The sequence below is a fragment of the Stenotrophomonas sp. genome (assembly GCF_032099025.1).
GTDB lineage: Bacteria > Pseudomonadota > Gammaproteobacteria > Xanthomonadales > Xanthomonadaceae > Stenotrophomonas.
Window position 1 is genome coordinate 51,508 of record NZ_DAMCID010000014.1, and the last position, 14,990, is coordinate 66,497.

11 protein-coding genes are annotated in these 14,990 nt (G+C 69.1%); 9 read left to right on the forward strand and 2 right to left on the reverse strand.

All coding sequences use genetic code 11. From position 1 onward, the window contains the following. The first annotated feature begins 10 nt into the window (after positions 1–10). From RT456_RS11670 to RT456_RS11680, 3 genes are read left to right on the forward strand one after another with little or no spacing between them, the layout of a single operon-like run. Positions 11–6,835, forward strand: coding sequence for an Hpt domain-containing protein (locus RT456_RS11670; protein ID WP_313346681.1), 6,825 nt, complete (start codon positions 11–13; stop codon positions 6,833–6,835). Then, a complete protein-coding gene (locus RT456_RS11675; RefSeq protein ID WP_313346684.1) occupies positions 6,801–8,138 on the forward strand; it encodes a chemotaxis protein CheB in 1,338 nt (445 codons plus the stop codon). Before RT456_RS11670 ends, RT456_RS11675 begins: the two co-directional genes overlap by 35 nt. Before the next feature lie 34 nt (positions 8,139–8,172). After that, positions 8,173–8,643: a chemotaxis protein CheW gene (locus tag RT456_RS11680; protein ID WP_313346687.1), complete on the forward strand. Its 471-nt coding sequence runs from the start codon at positions 8,173–8,175 to the stop codon at positions 8,641–8,643. Between the two features lie 79 nt (positions 8,644–8,722). Here the strand turns inward: RT456_RS11680 and RT456_RS11685 are convergent, their stop codons facing one another. Together RT456_RS11685 and bioA are read right to left on the reverse strand one after the other, a co-directional pair. Continuing rightward, complete coding sequence (locus RT456_RS11685; protein ID WP_313346690.1) at positions 8,723–9,457, reverse strand: 16S rRNA (uracil(1498)-N(3))-methyltransferase; 735 nt, start codon at positions 9,455–9,457, stop codon at positions 8,723–8,725. Then, positions 9,448–10,839, reverse strand: a complete 1,392-nt coding sequence (bioA, locus tag RT456_RS11690) for an adenosylmethionine--8-amino-7-oxononanoate transaminase (RefSeq protein WP_313346692.1) — start codon at positions 10,837–10,839, stop codon at positions 9,448–9,450. The genes RT456_RS11685 and bioA overlap by 10 nt, the downstream gene beginning before the upstream one ends. 62 nt (positions 10,840–10,901) lie before the next feature. Here bioA and nudE point away from each other — a divergent pair, with 62 nt between their 5' ends. The 6 genes from nudE (at position 10,902) to RT456_RS11720 (ending at position 14,885) form a co-directional block, all read left to right on the forward strand. Next, positions 10,902–11,450 carry an ADP compounds hydrolase NudE gene (nudE, locus tag RT456_RS11695; RefSeq protein WP_313346695.1) on the forward strand — a complete coding sequence of 183 codons (549 nt, stop codon included), beginning with the start codon at positions 10,902–10,904 and terminating at the stop codon, positions 11,448–11,450. Further along, positions 11,447–12,250, forward strand: coding sequence for a 3'(2'),5'-bisphosphate nucleotidase CysQ (gene cysQ, locus RT456_RS11700; RefSeq protein WP_313346699.1), 804 nt, complete (start codon positions 11,447–11,449; stop codon positions 12,248–12,250). The genes nudE and cysQ overlap by 4 nt, the downstream gene beginning before the upstream one ends. 11 nt (positions 12,251–12,261) lie before the next feature. After that, entirely contained in the window at positions 12,262–13,074 is an 813-nt protein-coding gene (gene mazG, locus RT456_RS11705; protein ID WP_313346702.1) for a nucleoside triphosphate pyrophosphohydrolase, read from the forward strand. Continuing rightward, entirely contained in the window at positions 13,071–13,394 is a 324-nt protein-coding gene (locus tag RT456_RS11710; RefSeq protein WP_313346705.1) for a YnfA family protein, read from the forward strand. The genes mazG and RT456_RS11710 overlap by 4 nt, the downstream gene beginning before the upstream one ends. A 95-nt stretch (positions 13,395–13,489) precedes the next feature. Next, positions 13,490–14,452: an SPFH domain-containing protein gene (locus tag RT456_RS11715; protein WP_313346708.1), complete on the forward strand. Its 963-nt coding sequence runs from the start codon at positions 13,490–13,492 to the stop codon at positions 14,450–14,452. A gap of 1 nt (position 14,453) precedes the next feature. Continuing rightward, positions 14,454–14,885: an NfeD family protein gene (locus tag RT456_RS11720; protein WP_313346711.1), complete on the forward strand. Its 432-nt coding sequence runs from the start codon at positions 14,454–14,456 to the stop codon at positions 14,883–14,885. Positions 14,886–14,990 lie beyond the last annotated feature (105 nt).

Genomic DNA, 14,990 nt, shown 5'->3' on the forward strand with positions numbered 1-14,990 from the left:
GAGACCCGGCATGAGCACGCTGCGCGATGCCATGAGCCACGCCGCCCTGGGCTGGGTCAAGCCGGAGCTGGACGAGACCCTGCGCCAGGTGCGCAACGAGGTCGAGTACTACGCCGAAGATCCTGCCGATGGCAGCCGTATGCGCTTCTGCGCCGGTTACCTGCACCAGGTGCAGGGCACCCTGCGCATGGTGGAGCTGTACGCCCCGGCGATGGTGGCCGAGGAAATGGAGCAGCTGGCCAACGCCATCGGCGCCGGCGAGGTTCCCGACCGCGACGAAGCCTGCGCCACCCTGATGCGCGGCAGCGTGCTGCTGCCCGACTACCTGGAGCGCCTGCAGAACGGCCACCGCGATATTCCTATCGTGTTGCTGCCGCTGCTCAACGACATCCGTTCGGCGCGCGCTGCGCCGGGCATCAACGAAAGCGTGCTGTTCGCCTTCGCGCCGGACAGCGCCAGTGCCACCGAGGCCGAGCTGGACCATGCGCGCGGCAGCCTGAGCGGCCGCAACCGCGAGCTGCTCGACACCGTGGGCAACGCGGTCAAGGAAGAGCTGCTGCGCATCAAGGATGCGCTGGACCTTCACCTGCGTACCAGCGGTGACCCGACCCAGCTGCAGACCCAGGTCAATGAACTGGGCGCGGTCGCCGATACCCTGGGCATGATGGGCCTGGGCGTTGCCCGTGGCGTGGTCGTGCAGCAGCGCGACGCGCTGCGAAGCGTGGTCCAGGGCGACCAGCAGATCGATGAAACCCTGTTGCTCGATATTGCCGGCGCGCTGCTGTACGTGGACGCGTCGCTGGACGACCAGGTCGCCCACCTGGGCGCCGGCGGCAGTGGCGAAGACGACCCGAGCGCGGTGGAAGGCCGCCGCACGGTCGAAGTGCTGGCCCACGAGGCCATCGCCAACTTCTCCGCCGCCCGCGAACACTTTGTCGCCTTCATCGAAACCAACTGGAACCACCAGCAGCTGCATGAAGTGCCGCGCCTGCTGGGTGAGGTCGCCGGCGCACTGCGCATGCTCGACCTGGGCACCCCGGCGGACTACCTGCAGGGCGTACGCCAGTACATCGCGGTCGAGCTGATCGGCCGCCAGCGCGTGCCCAGCGGCCGCCAGCTGGACACCCTGGCCGACGCCATGGCCAGCCTGGAGTACTACCTCGAAGCCCTGCGCGAACGCCGCCCGGGCCGCGAGGAAATCCTCGACATCACCCGCACCAGCCTGGAAACCCTGCGTTACTGGCCGCTGCCGGATGAGCACGCCGCGCCGGCCGATGTCAGCGCGGAAGCGCTGCCGGTGGCACCGGAGCACGTGGAACTGAGTGCATGGGACGAGCCGCCGTCGCTGGCCCCGGTAGAGACGCCGGTGACCGCGAGCGCGCCGCCGCCCGGCAGCGTGGCGGACCTGCCGCTGCCCGATTTCACCTTCGAGCCGCTGCCCGACGTGGCGCCGCAGGCACCGGCCGAGCCGGTCGCCAAGGCGATGCCGACGCTGGTCTTCGAGGCGTCCACCGCACCGGTCGCCGTCGATGCGCCGCAGTGGACCCTGTCCGCCGAAGCCGCGCGTGATGATGCGGCACCGACCTTTGCCAGCTTCGATCCGGTGCTGGCCGAAGACGCCGGCAGCGCCAGTCATTGGGACGCCGCACCTGCGGTCGAGATCGCGCCCGTGGCCCTGGATGGCTTCGACACGGGGGCGACCGACATCGAGAGTGTCGACGCCTACATCGCACCGACGATCACCGCTGGGTCGGCGTTCGATCCGGTCGCCGCAGAGAGCGACACGCTCGAGCTGAGCGACGAGCCGATCGAATTCACCGTCGACGACGCCCTGCGCAATGCCGGCGACGTGTTGTCGCTGGCCATTGACGATACGCCGGACGCGTCGGTCAGCGTTGTCGTGGACAGCGTGGAGATGGATGCGGCCAGCGGCACCGGGCTGGACGTCCAGGCCCTGCCGTCGTTCCTGCAGGCGCAGGCCGAACCGGCCGAAGCACCGGCGGTGGTCAGCGCCGAGCAGCCGATCGACGACGTCGTGGCAGCCGCCGACGACACCGTTGCCGCCCAGGAAGAGATCACCCCGGTCGACGCCGCGCCGGTCACCACGTCCGCCGTTGGCGGCGTGCACGAAGCGGTCATCGGCACGATTGAACTGGACGACGAATCGACCCGGTTCCTGGCCGAGCTGGATGCCGCTGCTGCTCAGTTCAGCACCGCGCCGGTGGTCGAGGCCGCGCCCGTTGCCGCGAGCGAGGCCAGTGCGGTCGATGCCGCGGCCGACGAGGTGGGCAGCATCGAAGCGGGCTTCGAGGACGATGGCGAGAACATCGACCAGGACATCCGCGAAGTGTTCATCGAAGAGTTCGACGAAGAACTGGTCAACCTGGGCAACCTGCTGCCGGTCTGGCGCATGGCCCCGGACAACATGGACCGCCTGCGTCCGATCCGCCGCGTGTTCCACACCCTCAAGGGCAGCGGCCGACTGGTCGGCGCGCGCACCCTGGGTGAGTTCAGCTGGAAGGTCGAAGGCATGCTCAACCGCGTGCTGGATGGCAGCCGTCCGGCGTCGCCGGCGGTGGTGGCCATGGTCACCCAGGCCTACGAAGTGCTGCCGCAGCTGAATGCCGCGCTGCGCGACGGCAGCCGTGTCACCGCCGATCTGCAGGCCATGCAGGCCATTGCCGACCGCGTTGCGGCCGGCGAAGAAACCTTCCACGTCCCGCTGCAGCGTGCCGTGCCTGTCGCCGCCGCTCCCGAAGCCGTCGTCGTCGAGGACACCCTCGCCACCGACGCCGTGCAGGAGGCCCCGGAAGCCACCGGTACGCCGGCCAACATCGATGAAGTGCTGCGCGAGATTCTGGAGGCCGAAGTCGAGGCCCACCAGGCCACGCTGCAGGCCTGGCTGCAGGAGGCCAACGTGGCGCCGCAGCCGGTCACCGACTCGCTGCTGCGCGCCGTGCACACCATGAACGGCGCGTTCGCGATGACCGACGTGCCGGAGATCACCGCCGTCACCGGCGGCGCGGAAAGCTACATCAAGCGTTCGCTGGCGGCCGATACCACGCCGGATACCGAAGGCGTCGACGCGCTGTCGGCCACCGCCGCGGCGATCCGCGCCACCATGACCGCCCTGCAGGCCGACGCGCCGCGGATTCCGTCGCAGCATGCGCTCGCCGCGCGTCTGCAGGCGTTGGCCGATACGCTGCCCGAAGCCCGCTGGCCCGCGTTGGCCACCGACGACGACCTTGATCTGGACGCGGACGAGGCAGAGGCGCTCGACGTCGATGCCATCACCGTGGAGGAGGCGCAGGACGTCACCGCGCAGGAACTGGCCGCGCTGTCGGCGCAGTTCGAGACGCGCGACGGTTTCGCCGTTGCCGACGACAGCACCGATGCCGACGTGCAGCAGGCCATCGTCGACGCCGATGGGTTGTCGGTGCTGGAGTCCGATGCCGCAGTGGTGGAAGAACTCACCGGCAGCGACGATCTGTCCGCATACTACGATGCCGATCTGCCGACCACGTTCGACGCCCCGGCCGTGGTGCCGCAGGCAGACGACGTGGTCGCGGCGGAGGCACCGGCCAACAGCGGGCTGAACGCCGTTGAGCTGACCGGCGCCGACGACCTGTCGCGCTTCTACGAACACACCCTGCCGACCTTCGGCACGCCGACCACTCCGGTGGCCGACGCCGCCGACAGCGAGCCGGCCGCGGACGCCGCTGGCGCCGTGGTTGCGGACGACAACGTGCATGCGGTCGAGATCTCCGTCGAGCAGGAACAGGCGATTGGACTGCAGGCGGCCGAATCGGATGCGCTGCAGGATCACGTCGCGCTCGACGCGGTGCCCGCCGTGGATGACGTCGTCGCGCTGGATGCCGATGTTGATGCGCCGGCGGACAGTGGTGCCCAGGCCGAGCTTGAGGCCGAGACCGAGGTTGAAGCCGACGCCGAAGCCGCCGTTGCAGCCGACGCCGATGTTGAGCCCTCGACCGACACTGAGTCCCAGGCCGACGTTGAGACCTCGACCGACACTGAGTCCCAGACCGACGTCGAAGCCTCGATCGACACTGAGCCGCAGGCCGACGTGGAAGCCGGCTCCCTGCCCGGGCAGATGGACGAAAACAGCCTTGACGGGGCCGCCGGCGATGACGTCGCCGAGAGCCTGGACGAGGTGCTGCCGCCGACGCCGGCGTTCGGCGAGGCCGTGGATGAGCAGCAGGCGCTGGACGATGGCCTGACCATCATCGACGCACCGGATGCAACGGGCGACCAGGCGAATGCCGACGACACCGGCGTGCTTGGCCTGGATGCCACGCACGAGGGATTGGACGAAGGCGATGCCTTCGCCGAAGACGACGTGGACGCCGAGGCGGCCGCGGACGCGCGTGCCCCCCTGTTCGAACTGGAAGACGCACCGGTGGCTGCGGTCAGCACGAGTGCTGCGTCGGCCGACGAGGCCGGCAACGAGCCGCTGGATGACGCCGAATCGCTGGACTTCACTGTCCTGGATCGCGAGCTGGTCGACATCTTCGTCGAGGAAGGCAAGGACCTGCTGGACCATTGCGACGGCCTGATCAGCGAGCTGCGTGCAGCACCGCAGGATCGCGAAGCCGTGGCCGGCCTGCAGCGCGACCTGCACACCCTCAAGGGTGGCGCGCGCATGGCAGGCATCAACCCGATCGGCGACCTTGGTCACGGCATCGAATCGCTGCTGGAAGCCGTCGCGGCCAACCGCACCGACATCGACCGCAGCGACGTGCACCTGCTGGAGCGTGGCTTCGACCGCCTGCACCAGATGCTGACCCGCACCGGCCTGCACCGCAGCGTAGCGATGCCCGACGACCTCATCGCCGCGTTCGAACAGCGCACGCTGGGCCGTGTCGAAAGCGTGGACGCGCAGGACGCCGTCGATGCGCCGGACCAGGCTGCGCCGGTCGAGGTGGATATCGCCGTCGCCGCCGCGCCGCTGTCGGCGCCGGTGCCGCTGGATGCCGCCACCGACGACGACAGCCTGGCCCGTCCGCAGCAGGAACAGGTGCGTGTGCGCGCCGATCTGCTCGACCGCCTCGTCAACCACGCCGGTGAAGTGGCCATCTACCGCTCGCGTCTGGAGCAGCAGCTGGGTGCGTTCCGCGGTGCCATGGGCGAACTGGATCGCACCAACGCCCGTCTGCGCGACCAGCTGCGTCGTCTGGACCTGGAAACCGAAGCGCAGATCGTCGCCCGCTACCAGCGCGAACAGGACCAGGCCGACCACAAGTTCGATCCGCTGGAACTGGACCGGTTCTCCACGCTGCAGCAGCTCAGCCGTGCGCTGAACGAGTCCGCGGCCGATCTTGGCGGCCTGCAGGGCGTGCTGGACGATCTGTCGCGCCAGTACGACGTATTGCTGCAGCAGCAGTCGCGCGTCAGCTCCGAACTGCAGGATGGCCTGATGCGCGCGCGCATGGTGCCGTTCGACGGCCTGGTGCCGCGCCTGCGCCGTGTGGTGCGCCAGGCGGGCCAGGACACCGGCAAGCAGGTCCACGTCACCCTGGAAGGAACCCACGGCGAACTGGACCGCAACGTGCTCGACCGCATGGTCGCGCCGCTGGAACACATGCTGCGCAACTCGGTCGCACATGGTCTGGAAACCCCGGACCAGCGCCGCGCTGCCGGCAAGCCGGAGGAAGGCGAAATCGCCATCCGTCTGCGCCGCGAAGGCTCGGAAATCGTGCTGGAAGTGGCCGACGACGGTGCCGGGCTGAACCGCGAGGCGATCCGTCGCCGTGCCGAACAACGCGGCCTGATCGCCGCCGAGGCCGTCCTGAGCGAAGCCGAACTGGACGCGATGATCTTCGCCCCGGGGTTCAGCACCGCCGACCAGGTCAGCCAGCTGGCGGGCCGTGGCGTGGGCATGGACGTGGTGCACAACGAAGTGCGCCAGCTCGGCGGCTCGGTGGACATCCACTCGGTGCCGGGCAAGGGCGTCACCTTCACCCTGCGCCTGCCGCAGACGCTGGCCGTCACCCAGGCGGTGTTCGTGCAGATCGGCGAGACCACGTTCGCGGTGCCGGTGGCATCGGTCAGTGGTATCGGCCGCATCTCGCGCGAGCGCTTCGAATCGGCCAACGGCGGTTACCACTACGGCGGCGAAGAGTTCGCGCTGCATGACCTCGGTACGCTGGTCGGCCAGGGCCAGGCCCGCGCCGAAGGCCAGGCCCAGGTCCCGCTGCTGCTGGTGCGTGCGGGTGAACTGCGCGCGGCCGTGGCGATCGACCAGGTGGTCGGCAACCGCGAAATCGTGGTCAAGCCGGTCGGCCTGCAGATCGCGTCGGTGCCGGGTATCTACGGCGCCACCATTACCGGCGATGGCCGCGTGGTGGTGATCCTGGACGTGGCGCCGCTGGTGCGTCGCTTCCAGGCCAACCCGCTCAAGCCGGTTGCCCCGGCCGCCCAGGCCAGCGACCGCCAGGCACCGGTGGTGATGGTGGTGGACGACTCGCTGACCATGCGCAAGGTCACCGGCCGCATCCTGGAACGCCACAACTTCGAAGTGGTCGTCGCCCGCGACGGCATCGAAGCGCTGGAGCGTTTGGACGAGCGCGTGCCCGACCTGATGCTGCTGGATATCGAAATGCCGCGCATGGATGGCTATGAGCTGGCCACCACCATGCGCGCCGACCCACGCTACAAGGGTGTTCCGATCGTGATGATCACCTCGCGCAGTGGTGACAAGCACCGTCAGCGCGCCTTTGAAATCGGTGTCCAGCGTTACCTGGGCAAGCCGTACCAGGAGCTGGACCTGATGCGAAACGTGTATGACCTGCTGGGGATCGCCCGTGCCCGTGAATGACCTGACCTCGCTGTTGTCGGTCGCGCTGTTGGCGCGGGTCGGCCCGGCGCGCGATCGGCTGCGCGACGCGCTGGTCCAGGCCGGCGCCACCGTGGTGCTCGAAGAAGATCCCAACAGCCTGCAGCCCGAAACGCTGCGCGATGCGGACGTGGGCGCGGTGCTGATCGCGCTCGAGCCGGCGATTGAAGATGCGCTTGAACGCCTGGATCCAGTGCTGGCCTCGCCGGGCCTGACCCTGATCTTCGACGAGGCCGAACTGGCCGCGCGTCGCGAAGGCTGGGAAGCGCAGCGCTGGGCCCGCCACCTGGGCGCCAAGCTGCACGGCCATCAGGATGTGCTGCCGCCGGGCTCCGAGCAGGACGGCCTGCTGCAGCCCGAACCGGGCCTGCCGGTCACGCCGGCCGAACTGCACGCCGACGCGCCGCTGGAATTCCACGTGCGCGAAGCCTTCGACGCCGCCACCGACGTGCCTGCCGACGGCCTGTACCAGGCCCCGGAAGGCTACAGCGAGCCGATGTCGCTGGAAGAGGCGCTGGCCGCCATGCAGGCGCCCGCCGCGCCGCCGCCGTCCAGCGTGCCGCCGCCGGTGCCTGTCGCGCCGCCCGCACCGCTGGGCGATCACAGCAGCTGGTCGCTGGTGGATGAAGACAGCACGGTGGCCGCTGCCCCCGCGCCGGCAACACCGCCGCCGAGCGCGCCGCCCGTACCCACTGCATTCGATATCGAACGCCTGTCGCTGGTTGAGCTGGAGCCGGAAGGCATTCCCAGCGACGCCGCGCCGGGCGCGGTCCTTGTACTGGCCGGCATTGGTGGCCCCGACGCGCTGCGCCGCCTGCTGGCCGCGCTGCCGGCCGGGCTGGCGGTGCCGATCATGGTTTACATGCGCCTGGATGGCGGTCGTTACGGCAACCTGGTCAAGCAGATGGCGCGCGTGTCCGCGCTGCCGGTGCTGCTGGCCGAAAGCGACCAGCCGGTCGTGGCCGGCAATGCCTACATCCTGCCCGACGACGTGGGGGTGGCGGTGCAGAACCGCGGCCTGCATTTCAGTGCCGATGCACAGGGCATCCGGGTCGATGCGTTGCCGCCCGCGCACAGCGGCGTGGTGATGCTCAGCGGTGGCGACGCCGCGCTGGTGGACGATGTGCTGGCGCTGGCCGTGGCCGGTGCATGGGTCGCCGGCCAGACCGGTGATGGCTGCTATGACCCGTTGGCCGCCAGTGCCGTGATCGCCGCCGGCATGGCCGCCGGTGATCCGCCGCAGCTGGCTGCCGCCATCGCCGAACGCTGGGGCGTGAGCGAGTAATCGCCGCGCCGTACCCCCTTCCAGGAATCAGATCATGAGTTACGCCAGCAACGACGAAATCCGCGGGGTCCTGATCCAGGCCGGGCATGAACGGGTACTCCTGCCCAACGCAACCGTGGCCGAAATGATGTCCAAGGTCGCCGTGCAGCCCATTCCGGACACTCCAGCATGGCTGGTGGGTCAGATCGGCTGGCATGGCTGGGAGGTGCCGCTGCTGTCCTTCGCACGCCTGTCCGGGCTGGGCGACGAGCAGGTGCTGAGCAACAACAAGGTGGTGGTGCTCAAGGCGCTGGGCGGCAATGCCAAACGCCCGTACTTCGCCCTGCTGACCCAGACCTTCCCGCAGCTGATCGCGGTACCGCGTGACGGCCTGCTGGCCGACGCCTCGGAAGAAACCCTGCCGCAGGGCGTGCACATGCGCGTGCTGCTGGGCGAGCAGAGTGCCTTGTTGCCGGATCTGGATGCGCTGGAAGCGGCGCTGGATGAAGTGCTTCCCGTAGTTTGACATCGCCTGCAGCCACGCAGGGCGTGGCTCTACGGGCGATGCGGTAGAGCCACGCCCTGCGTGGCTGCGCGGCGCCGAATCAGCCCAGATCCCCCAACCGCGCCTGCACTGCCGCGATCGCGGCCAGGCCCGCAGTCTCCGTGCGCAGGATCCGCGGCCCCAGCTGCAGGCCCTGGAAACCGGCCGTCGCCAACGCCTGACGGTCGCGCGGCGACCAGCCACCCTCCGGGCCGATCGCGATCACCACGCCGTGTGGCGCCGCGTCCAGCGTGGACAGCCGGTGCTCCCCTTCCGGATCCAGAGTCAGCTTCAACGCCTCGGCCGGCACGCGGCGGGCCGCCTCCAGCACCCCCTGCGGCGCTTCCACGCCTGGCACGCGCGCACGCCCGGACTGGCCACACGCCGACACCACCACGCTGCGCCAGTGCGCCAGGCGCTTCTCCGCGCGCGCCGCGTCCAGCTTCACCTCGGTGCGCTCGGCGTTGACCGGGACGATGGCGGACACGCCCAGCTCGGTGGCCTTCTGCAGGATCAGGTCCATCTTCTCGCCGCGTGCGATGCCCTGCAGCAGCGTGATCCGCAGGGGGGATTCATTGTCCAGTCCAGAGGCGGCCTCGATCCTGACCTGCGCATCGCGCTTGCCCACCACGGCCAAGGTGGCGCTGTAGTCGTGGCCATCGCCATTGAACAGCACGCAGGCGTCGCCCTCGCGCAGGCGCATCACCCGCACCAGGTGGTTGGCCACTTCTTCGGGCAGGGACAGGGTCTGGCCCACGGCCAGCGGGGCATCCACATAGGAACGGGTCACGCGCATGCGACAGCTTCCTCGATCGCGGCCAGGGTGGTCTGGGCCAGCAGGTCCAGGTGTTCGTCCTCCACGCAGTACGGAGGCATCCAATACAGCACATTGCCCAGCGGGCGCAGCACCACCCCGCGCCGGAGCGCGGCATTGTAGGCGTGCAGCCCCACGCGGGCGGCGGCGGGGAAGGGCGTGCGCCGGTCGCCGTTTCGGGTCAGCTCGAAGGCCACCACCATGCCCGCCTGGCGCACGTCGGACACGTGGGGGTGGTCGGTGAAGGGCGCGGCCAAGGTGCGCATGACCTCCGCCGTGCTGCGGTTGCGGGCGATCACATCGCCGGTGGCGAAGATGTCCAGGGTCGCCAGCGCCGCCGCACAGGCCAGCGGGTTGCCGGTGTAGCTGTGCGAATGCAGGAAGGCGCGCTCGCGGCTGTCGTCCAGGAAGGCGTCGTACAGCGCCTGCGTGGCCAGCACCGCGGCCAGCGGCAGGAAGCCGCCGGTGAGTCCCTTGGACAGGCACAGCAGGTCGGGCATGACCCCGGCCTGTTCACAGGCGAACAGCGTGCCGGTGCGCCCGAAACCGGTGGCGATCTCATCGGCAATGAGGAAGGCGCCATTGGCGTCGCACAGCTCGCGGGCGCGCTTGAGGTAGACCGGGTCATGCATGCGCATGCCGCCGGCGCACTGCAGGCGGGGTTCCAGGATCACCGCACAGATCTCGCCGGGATGCTGGTCGAACAGGTCGGCCAGGCGGTCGGCGGCCTCGTGCGCGCGCTGCGCGGCGCTCTGCCCCGGTTCGGCAAGGTAGGCGTCCGGCGAGGGCGCGAACAGTGCCTCGGTCAGCAACGGCGCGTACACGCGGCGGTACAGCGGAATGTCACCCACCGACAGCGCGCCCAGCGTTTCGCCGTGGTAGCCGTTCTCAAGCGCCACGAAGCGGGTGCGATGGCTCTCGCCGCGGTTGTGGAAGTAGTGGAAGGCCATTTTCAGCGCCACCTCGACCCCGGCCGAGCCGTTGTCGGCGTAGAAGACCTTGGCCAGCGGCGCACGTCCGGCCTGGCGCGGGGCGATCGCCAGCAGGCGTTCGGCCAGTTCCACCGCCGGCTCGTGGCTGAAGCCGGCCAGCATCACCTGCTCCAGCCGGGTGGCCTGGGCGGCAATGGCCGCGCCGATGCGCGGTTCGGCGTGGCCGAACAGATTGGTCCACCAGCTGCTGACCGCATCCAGATAACGGTGGCCGTCGTGATCGATGAGCCAAGGCCCCTCACCGCGCGCAATCGGCACCAGCGGCAAGGTGTCGGGGTGCTCGCGCATCTGCGTGCACGGATGCCACAACACGGCCAGGTCGCGTTGCCGCCACCGGTCGGCCAACGTAAAGGGGGCTGGGTCTGCTAGCATTTCAAGCTCATGAACACGTTTTCATCTGCCTGCATTCTATCGGTCTCCAAGAGTCAGTTCGCATGAGCCGTCCGCTGCCCACCATTCACCAGATCACGGACGAGGAAAGCGGCCCGTTCCAGCGGCAGCATCTGGACCTGGAGTTCTCCAATGGCGAACGCCGGCGCTTCGAGCGCCTGGTGAGCCATGGCCATGGTGCGGTGGTGGTGGTGCCCATGCTGGACGACGAGACCGTGCTGCTGGTCCGTGAATACGCGGCCGGCGTGCATCGTTACGAGCTGGGCCTGGTGAAAGGCCGGATCGACGCGGGGGAAACCCCGGTGCAGGCGGCCGACCGCGAACTGAAGGAAGAGGCCGGTTACGGTGCCCGGCGCCTGGACGTGCTGCGCGCCATGACCCTGGCCCCCACCTACATGAGCCATCAATCGTGGCTGGTGGTGGCCCGTGACCTGTACCCCGAGCGGTTGGTCGGCGACGAACCGGAGGAGCTGGAAGTGGTGCCCTGGAAGATCGCCGAGCTGGACCAGCTGATGTTGCGTGAGGACTTCTCCGAAGGTCGCTCGCTGGCGGCGCTGTTCATCGCCCGGCAGTGGTTGGGACGCGGGGAATGATCAAACTCACCACCGATCTGCGCGAAACCGTCATCGCCATTGCCCAGGACGCGGCCGCCGCCATCATGGCGGTGTATGCCACGCCGTTCGATGTCGAGATCAAGTCCGACCGCAGCCCGGTGACCGCGGCCGACCTGGCCGCCAACGCGGTGATCGAACGCGGCCTGGCCCAGCTCACGCCGGACCTGCCGATCCTGTCCGAGGAGTCCGCCCAGGTGCCCTGGGACGTGCGCCGGCACTGGGGCGCGTACTGGCTGGTGGATCCGCTCGATGGCACCCGCGAGTTCGTCAAGCGCAACGACGAATTCAGCGTCAACATCGCGCTGATCTACCAGGGCGCGCCCGCCTTCGGCGTGGTGCTGGCGCCGGTCAGCGGCGTTGCCTGGCACGCCATGCGGGGCGAGCTGGCCTACCGCCGCGACGGCATGCATGACTCGGTGCTGCGCACGCGCACCCCGGCGTTGCCGCCGTTGCAGGTCGCCGCCAGCCGCTCGCACCGGAGCGCGGAAACCCAGGCGCTGCTCGACCGCATGGGCGAGATCGACGTGGTCGCCCAGGGCTCGTCGCTGAAATTCTGCCGGCTCGCCGAGGGCACGCTGGACGTGTACCCGCGGTTGGGTCCCACGTCCGAATGGGATACCGCTGCCGGCCAATGCGTGCTGCACGCTGCCGGGGGCGCGGTGCTCTCGGCCGCCACCGGCAAGCCGTTCCGCTACAACCGCCGCGAAACCCTGTTGAACGGCGATTTCATCGCGCTGGGCGACTCCCGCCTGCCGTGGCGCACCTGGCTTCCCGCCTGACCGGAGCACCGATGTCCGCACCTGCCGAACTGGACCGCCTGCTGGGCATCATGGCGCGCCTGCGCGACCCGCTGCAGGGCTGCCCCTGGGACCTGCAGCAGGACTTCGCCAGCATCGCCCCGTACACCATCGAAGAAGCCTACGAGGTCGCCGACGCGATCGACCGTGGCGATCTGGACGACCTCTGCGACGAACTGGGCGACCTGCTGCTGCAGGTCGTGTTCCATGCGCAGATGGCCAGCGAGCAGGGCGCCTTCGCCTTCGCCGACGTGGCCCGTGCGATCAGCGACAAGATGCAGCGCCGGCACCCGCACGTGTTTGCGCAGGTGCAGGTCGATGGCGCTGAAGACGTCAACCTGAACTGGGAAGCGATCAAACGCGCCGAGCGGGCGGCCAAGGGCGAGTCCGATACCTCGGCGCTGGCGGGTATCTCGCGTGGCCTGCCGGAGTGGCAGCGTGCGCTGAAGCTGCAGTCACGCGCGGCGCGGGTGGGCTTCGATTGGCCGGGACCGGCGCCGGTGCTGGACAAGGTGCGCGAGGAACTGGACGAGGTGGCGGCTGAATTCGCCCGCGGACCGGTCCAGGACAACCACGCCCGGCTGGAAGAAGAACTGGGCGACCTGCTGTTTGTCTGCGCCAACCTGGCCCGGCATGCCAAGGTCGATGTGGGCGCGGCGCTGCGCCAGGCCAACCACAAGTTCGAGCGCCGTTTCCGCGCGATGGAGGCGCAGGCCGCTGCCGATGGCCAGCACATGGCCGAGCTCGACCTGCAGGCGCAGGAGCGGCTGTGGGCGCTGGCCAAGGCGGCCGAAGCGAAGCCGTGAAGACGGCCCTGCTGTTCCTGCTGACGGCGGTGGCCGAGATCGTCGGCTGCTATCTGCCCTGGGTGTGGTTGCGCCGCGATGGCAGCGCCTGGCTGCTGTTGCCGGCGGCGCTCAGCCTGGCGCTGTTCGCCTGGTTGCTGACGCTGCACCCGGCCGCCAGCGGACGCGTCTATGCCGCCTACGGCGGCGTCTACATCGGCACGGCGCTGGCATGGCTGTGGGTGGTGGATGGCATCCGTCCCGATAAATGGGACCTGCTCGGGGTCGGGCTGTGCCTGGCCGGCATGGCCGTGATCATGTTCGCCCCGCGCGCCGCATAAAAAGGGGACGGAGGACGTTAAGTGGAGCACTTAACGTCCTCCGTCCCCTTTTGTGAAGCGGTATATTCGGCGTGACCCAGGGAAAGGAGTGCGTGATGTTTCCGACCGTGCTGTTCTCGTTGATTCTCGCGTTCGTCGCCGTGGTCATCCTGTTCAAGGCGGTGCGGATGGTCCCGCAGGGCTATGAGTGGACGGTGGAACGCTTCGGCCGCTACACCCACACCATGTCGCCCGGCCTGCATTTCCTCATCCCCATCGTGTACGGCGTGGGGCGCAAGGTGAACATGATGGAACAGGTGCTGGACGTGCCTGGCCAGGAAGTGATCACCAAGGACAACGCTGCGGTGCGCGTGGACGGGGTGGTGTTCTTCCAGGTGCTGGACGCCTCCAAAGCGGCGTATGAAGTGGCCAATCTGGAGGTCGCGATGATCGCGCTGGTGCAGACCAACATCCGCACCGTGATCGGTTCGATGGACCTGGATGAATCACTCAGCCAGCGCGAGGTCATCAACGCCAAGCTGCTGAGCGTGGTGGACCATGCCACCAACCCGTGGGGCGTGAAGGTCAACCGCATCGAAATCCGCGACATCCAGCCGCCACGCGATCTGCTGGATGCCATGGCGCGGCAGATGAAGGCCGAGCGCGAAAAGCGTGCGCAGGTGCTGGAAGCGGAAGGCTCGCGCCAGTCGGCGATCCTGCGCGCCGAAGGCGAGAAGCAGGCGGCGGTGCTGGACGCCGAAGGCCGCAAGGAGGCGGCTTTCCGCGATGCCGAGGCGCGCGAGCGCTCGGCCGAAGCAGAAGCCAATGCCACCCGGATGGTGTCTGACGCCATCGCCCACGGCGACGTGCAGGCCATCAATTACTTCATCGCGCAGAAGTACGTGGAAGCGTTCAAGGAACTGGCGACCTCGCCGAACCAGAAGCTGGTGCTGATGCCGATGGAGGCCAGCGGCGTGATCGGCTCGATCGCCGGCGTGGCCGAGCTGGCCAGGGAAGCGTTCGCCAAACAGGAAGAGAAGAAGTCCGCCCGCGCGGTGCCACCGCGCATGGGAGGCTGAGATGCGCTGGGAAGTCGTGGGATGGGGCGCGCTGGCGCTGCTGCTGTTCGCCGCCGAGGCGTTGGCACCGGGCGCCTTCATGCTCTGGATCGGGCTCGGCGCGGCGGCCGTGTTCGTGCTGGTGGCGGTGTTCGCCGATATTCCGCTGCTATGGCAGGTGGTGGCCTTCGTGCTGCTCAGCGTGGTCTCCATCCAGTGCTACCGGCAATGGGGGCGCACGCGGGTGCGGGAAAGTGATGCGCCACTGCTGAACCGCCGGGCCGAGCAGCTGGTTGGGCGGGTGGTCGCGCTCGACCAGCCGATCGTGGCGGGCATCGGTCGCGCCAAGGTCGACGATGCGTTCTGGACGGTGGCCGGCCCGGACCTGCCGGCGGGCACGCCGGTGCGCGTTGTGGCGGTAGACGGCATGACGTTGAAGGTGCAGCCCGCCTGATGGCGCAGCCACGCAGGGCGTGGCTCTACCCATGCACGGTTTGGCGCCGTAGAGCCACGCCCTGCGTGGCTGCGCCGTGCCGGATATCCCGCGATGGCGCACCGC

Coding starts and splice junctions, on each gene's coding strand:
- nudE (WP_313346695.1), top strand. CDS start 10,902: ATGAGCCGTCCGCTGCCCACCATTCACCAGATCACGGACGAGGAAAGC.
- RT456_RS11670 (WP_313346681.1), top strand. CDS start 11: ATGAGCACGCTGCGCGATGCCATGAGCCACGCCGCCCTGGGCTGGGTC.
- RT456_RS11675 (WP_313346684.1), top strand. CDS start 6,801: ATGACCTGCTGGGGATCGCCCGTGCCCGTGAATGACCTGACCTCGCTG.
- RT456_RS11685 (WP_313346690.1), bottom strand. CDS start 9,457: ATGCGCGTGACCCGTTCCTATGTGGATGCCCCGCTGGCCGTGGGCCAG.
- bioA (WP_313346692.1), bottom strand. CDS start 10,839: ATGCTAGCAGACCCAGCCCCCTTTACGTTGGCCGACCGGTGGCGGCAA.
- RT456_RS11720 (WP_313346711.1), top strand. CDS start 14,454: ATGCGCTGGGAAGTCGTGGGATGGGGCGCGCTGGCGCTGCTGCTGTTC.
- cysQ (WP_313346699.1), top strand. CDS start 11,447: ATGATCAAACTCACCACCGATCTGCGCGAAACCGTCATCGCCATTGCC.
- mazG (WP_313346702.1), top strand. CDS start 12,262: ATGTCCGCACCTGCCGAACTGGACCGCCTGCTGGGCATCATGGCGCGC.
- RT456_RS11715 (WP_313346708.1), top strand. CDS start 13,490: ATGTTTCCGACCGTGCTGTTCTCGTTGATTCTCGCGTTCGTCGCCGTG.
- RT456_RS11680 (WP_313346687.1), top strand. CDS start 8,173: ATGAGTTACGCCAGCAACGACGAAATCCGCGGGGTCCTGATCCAGGCC.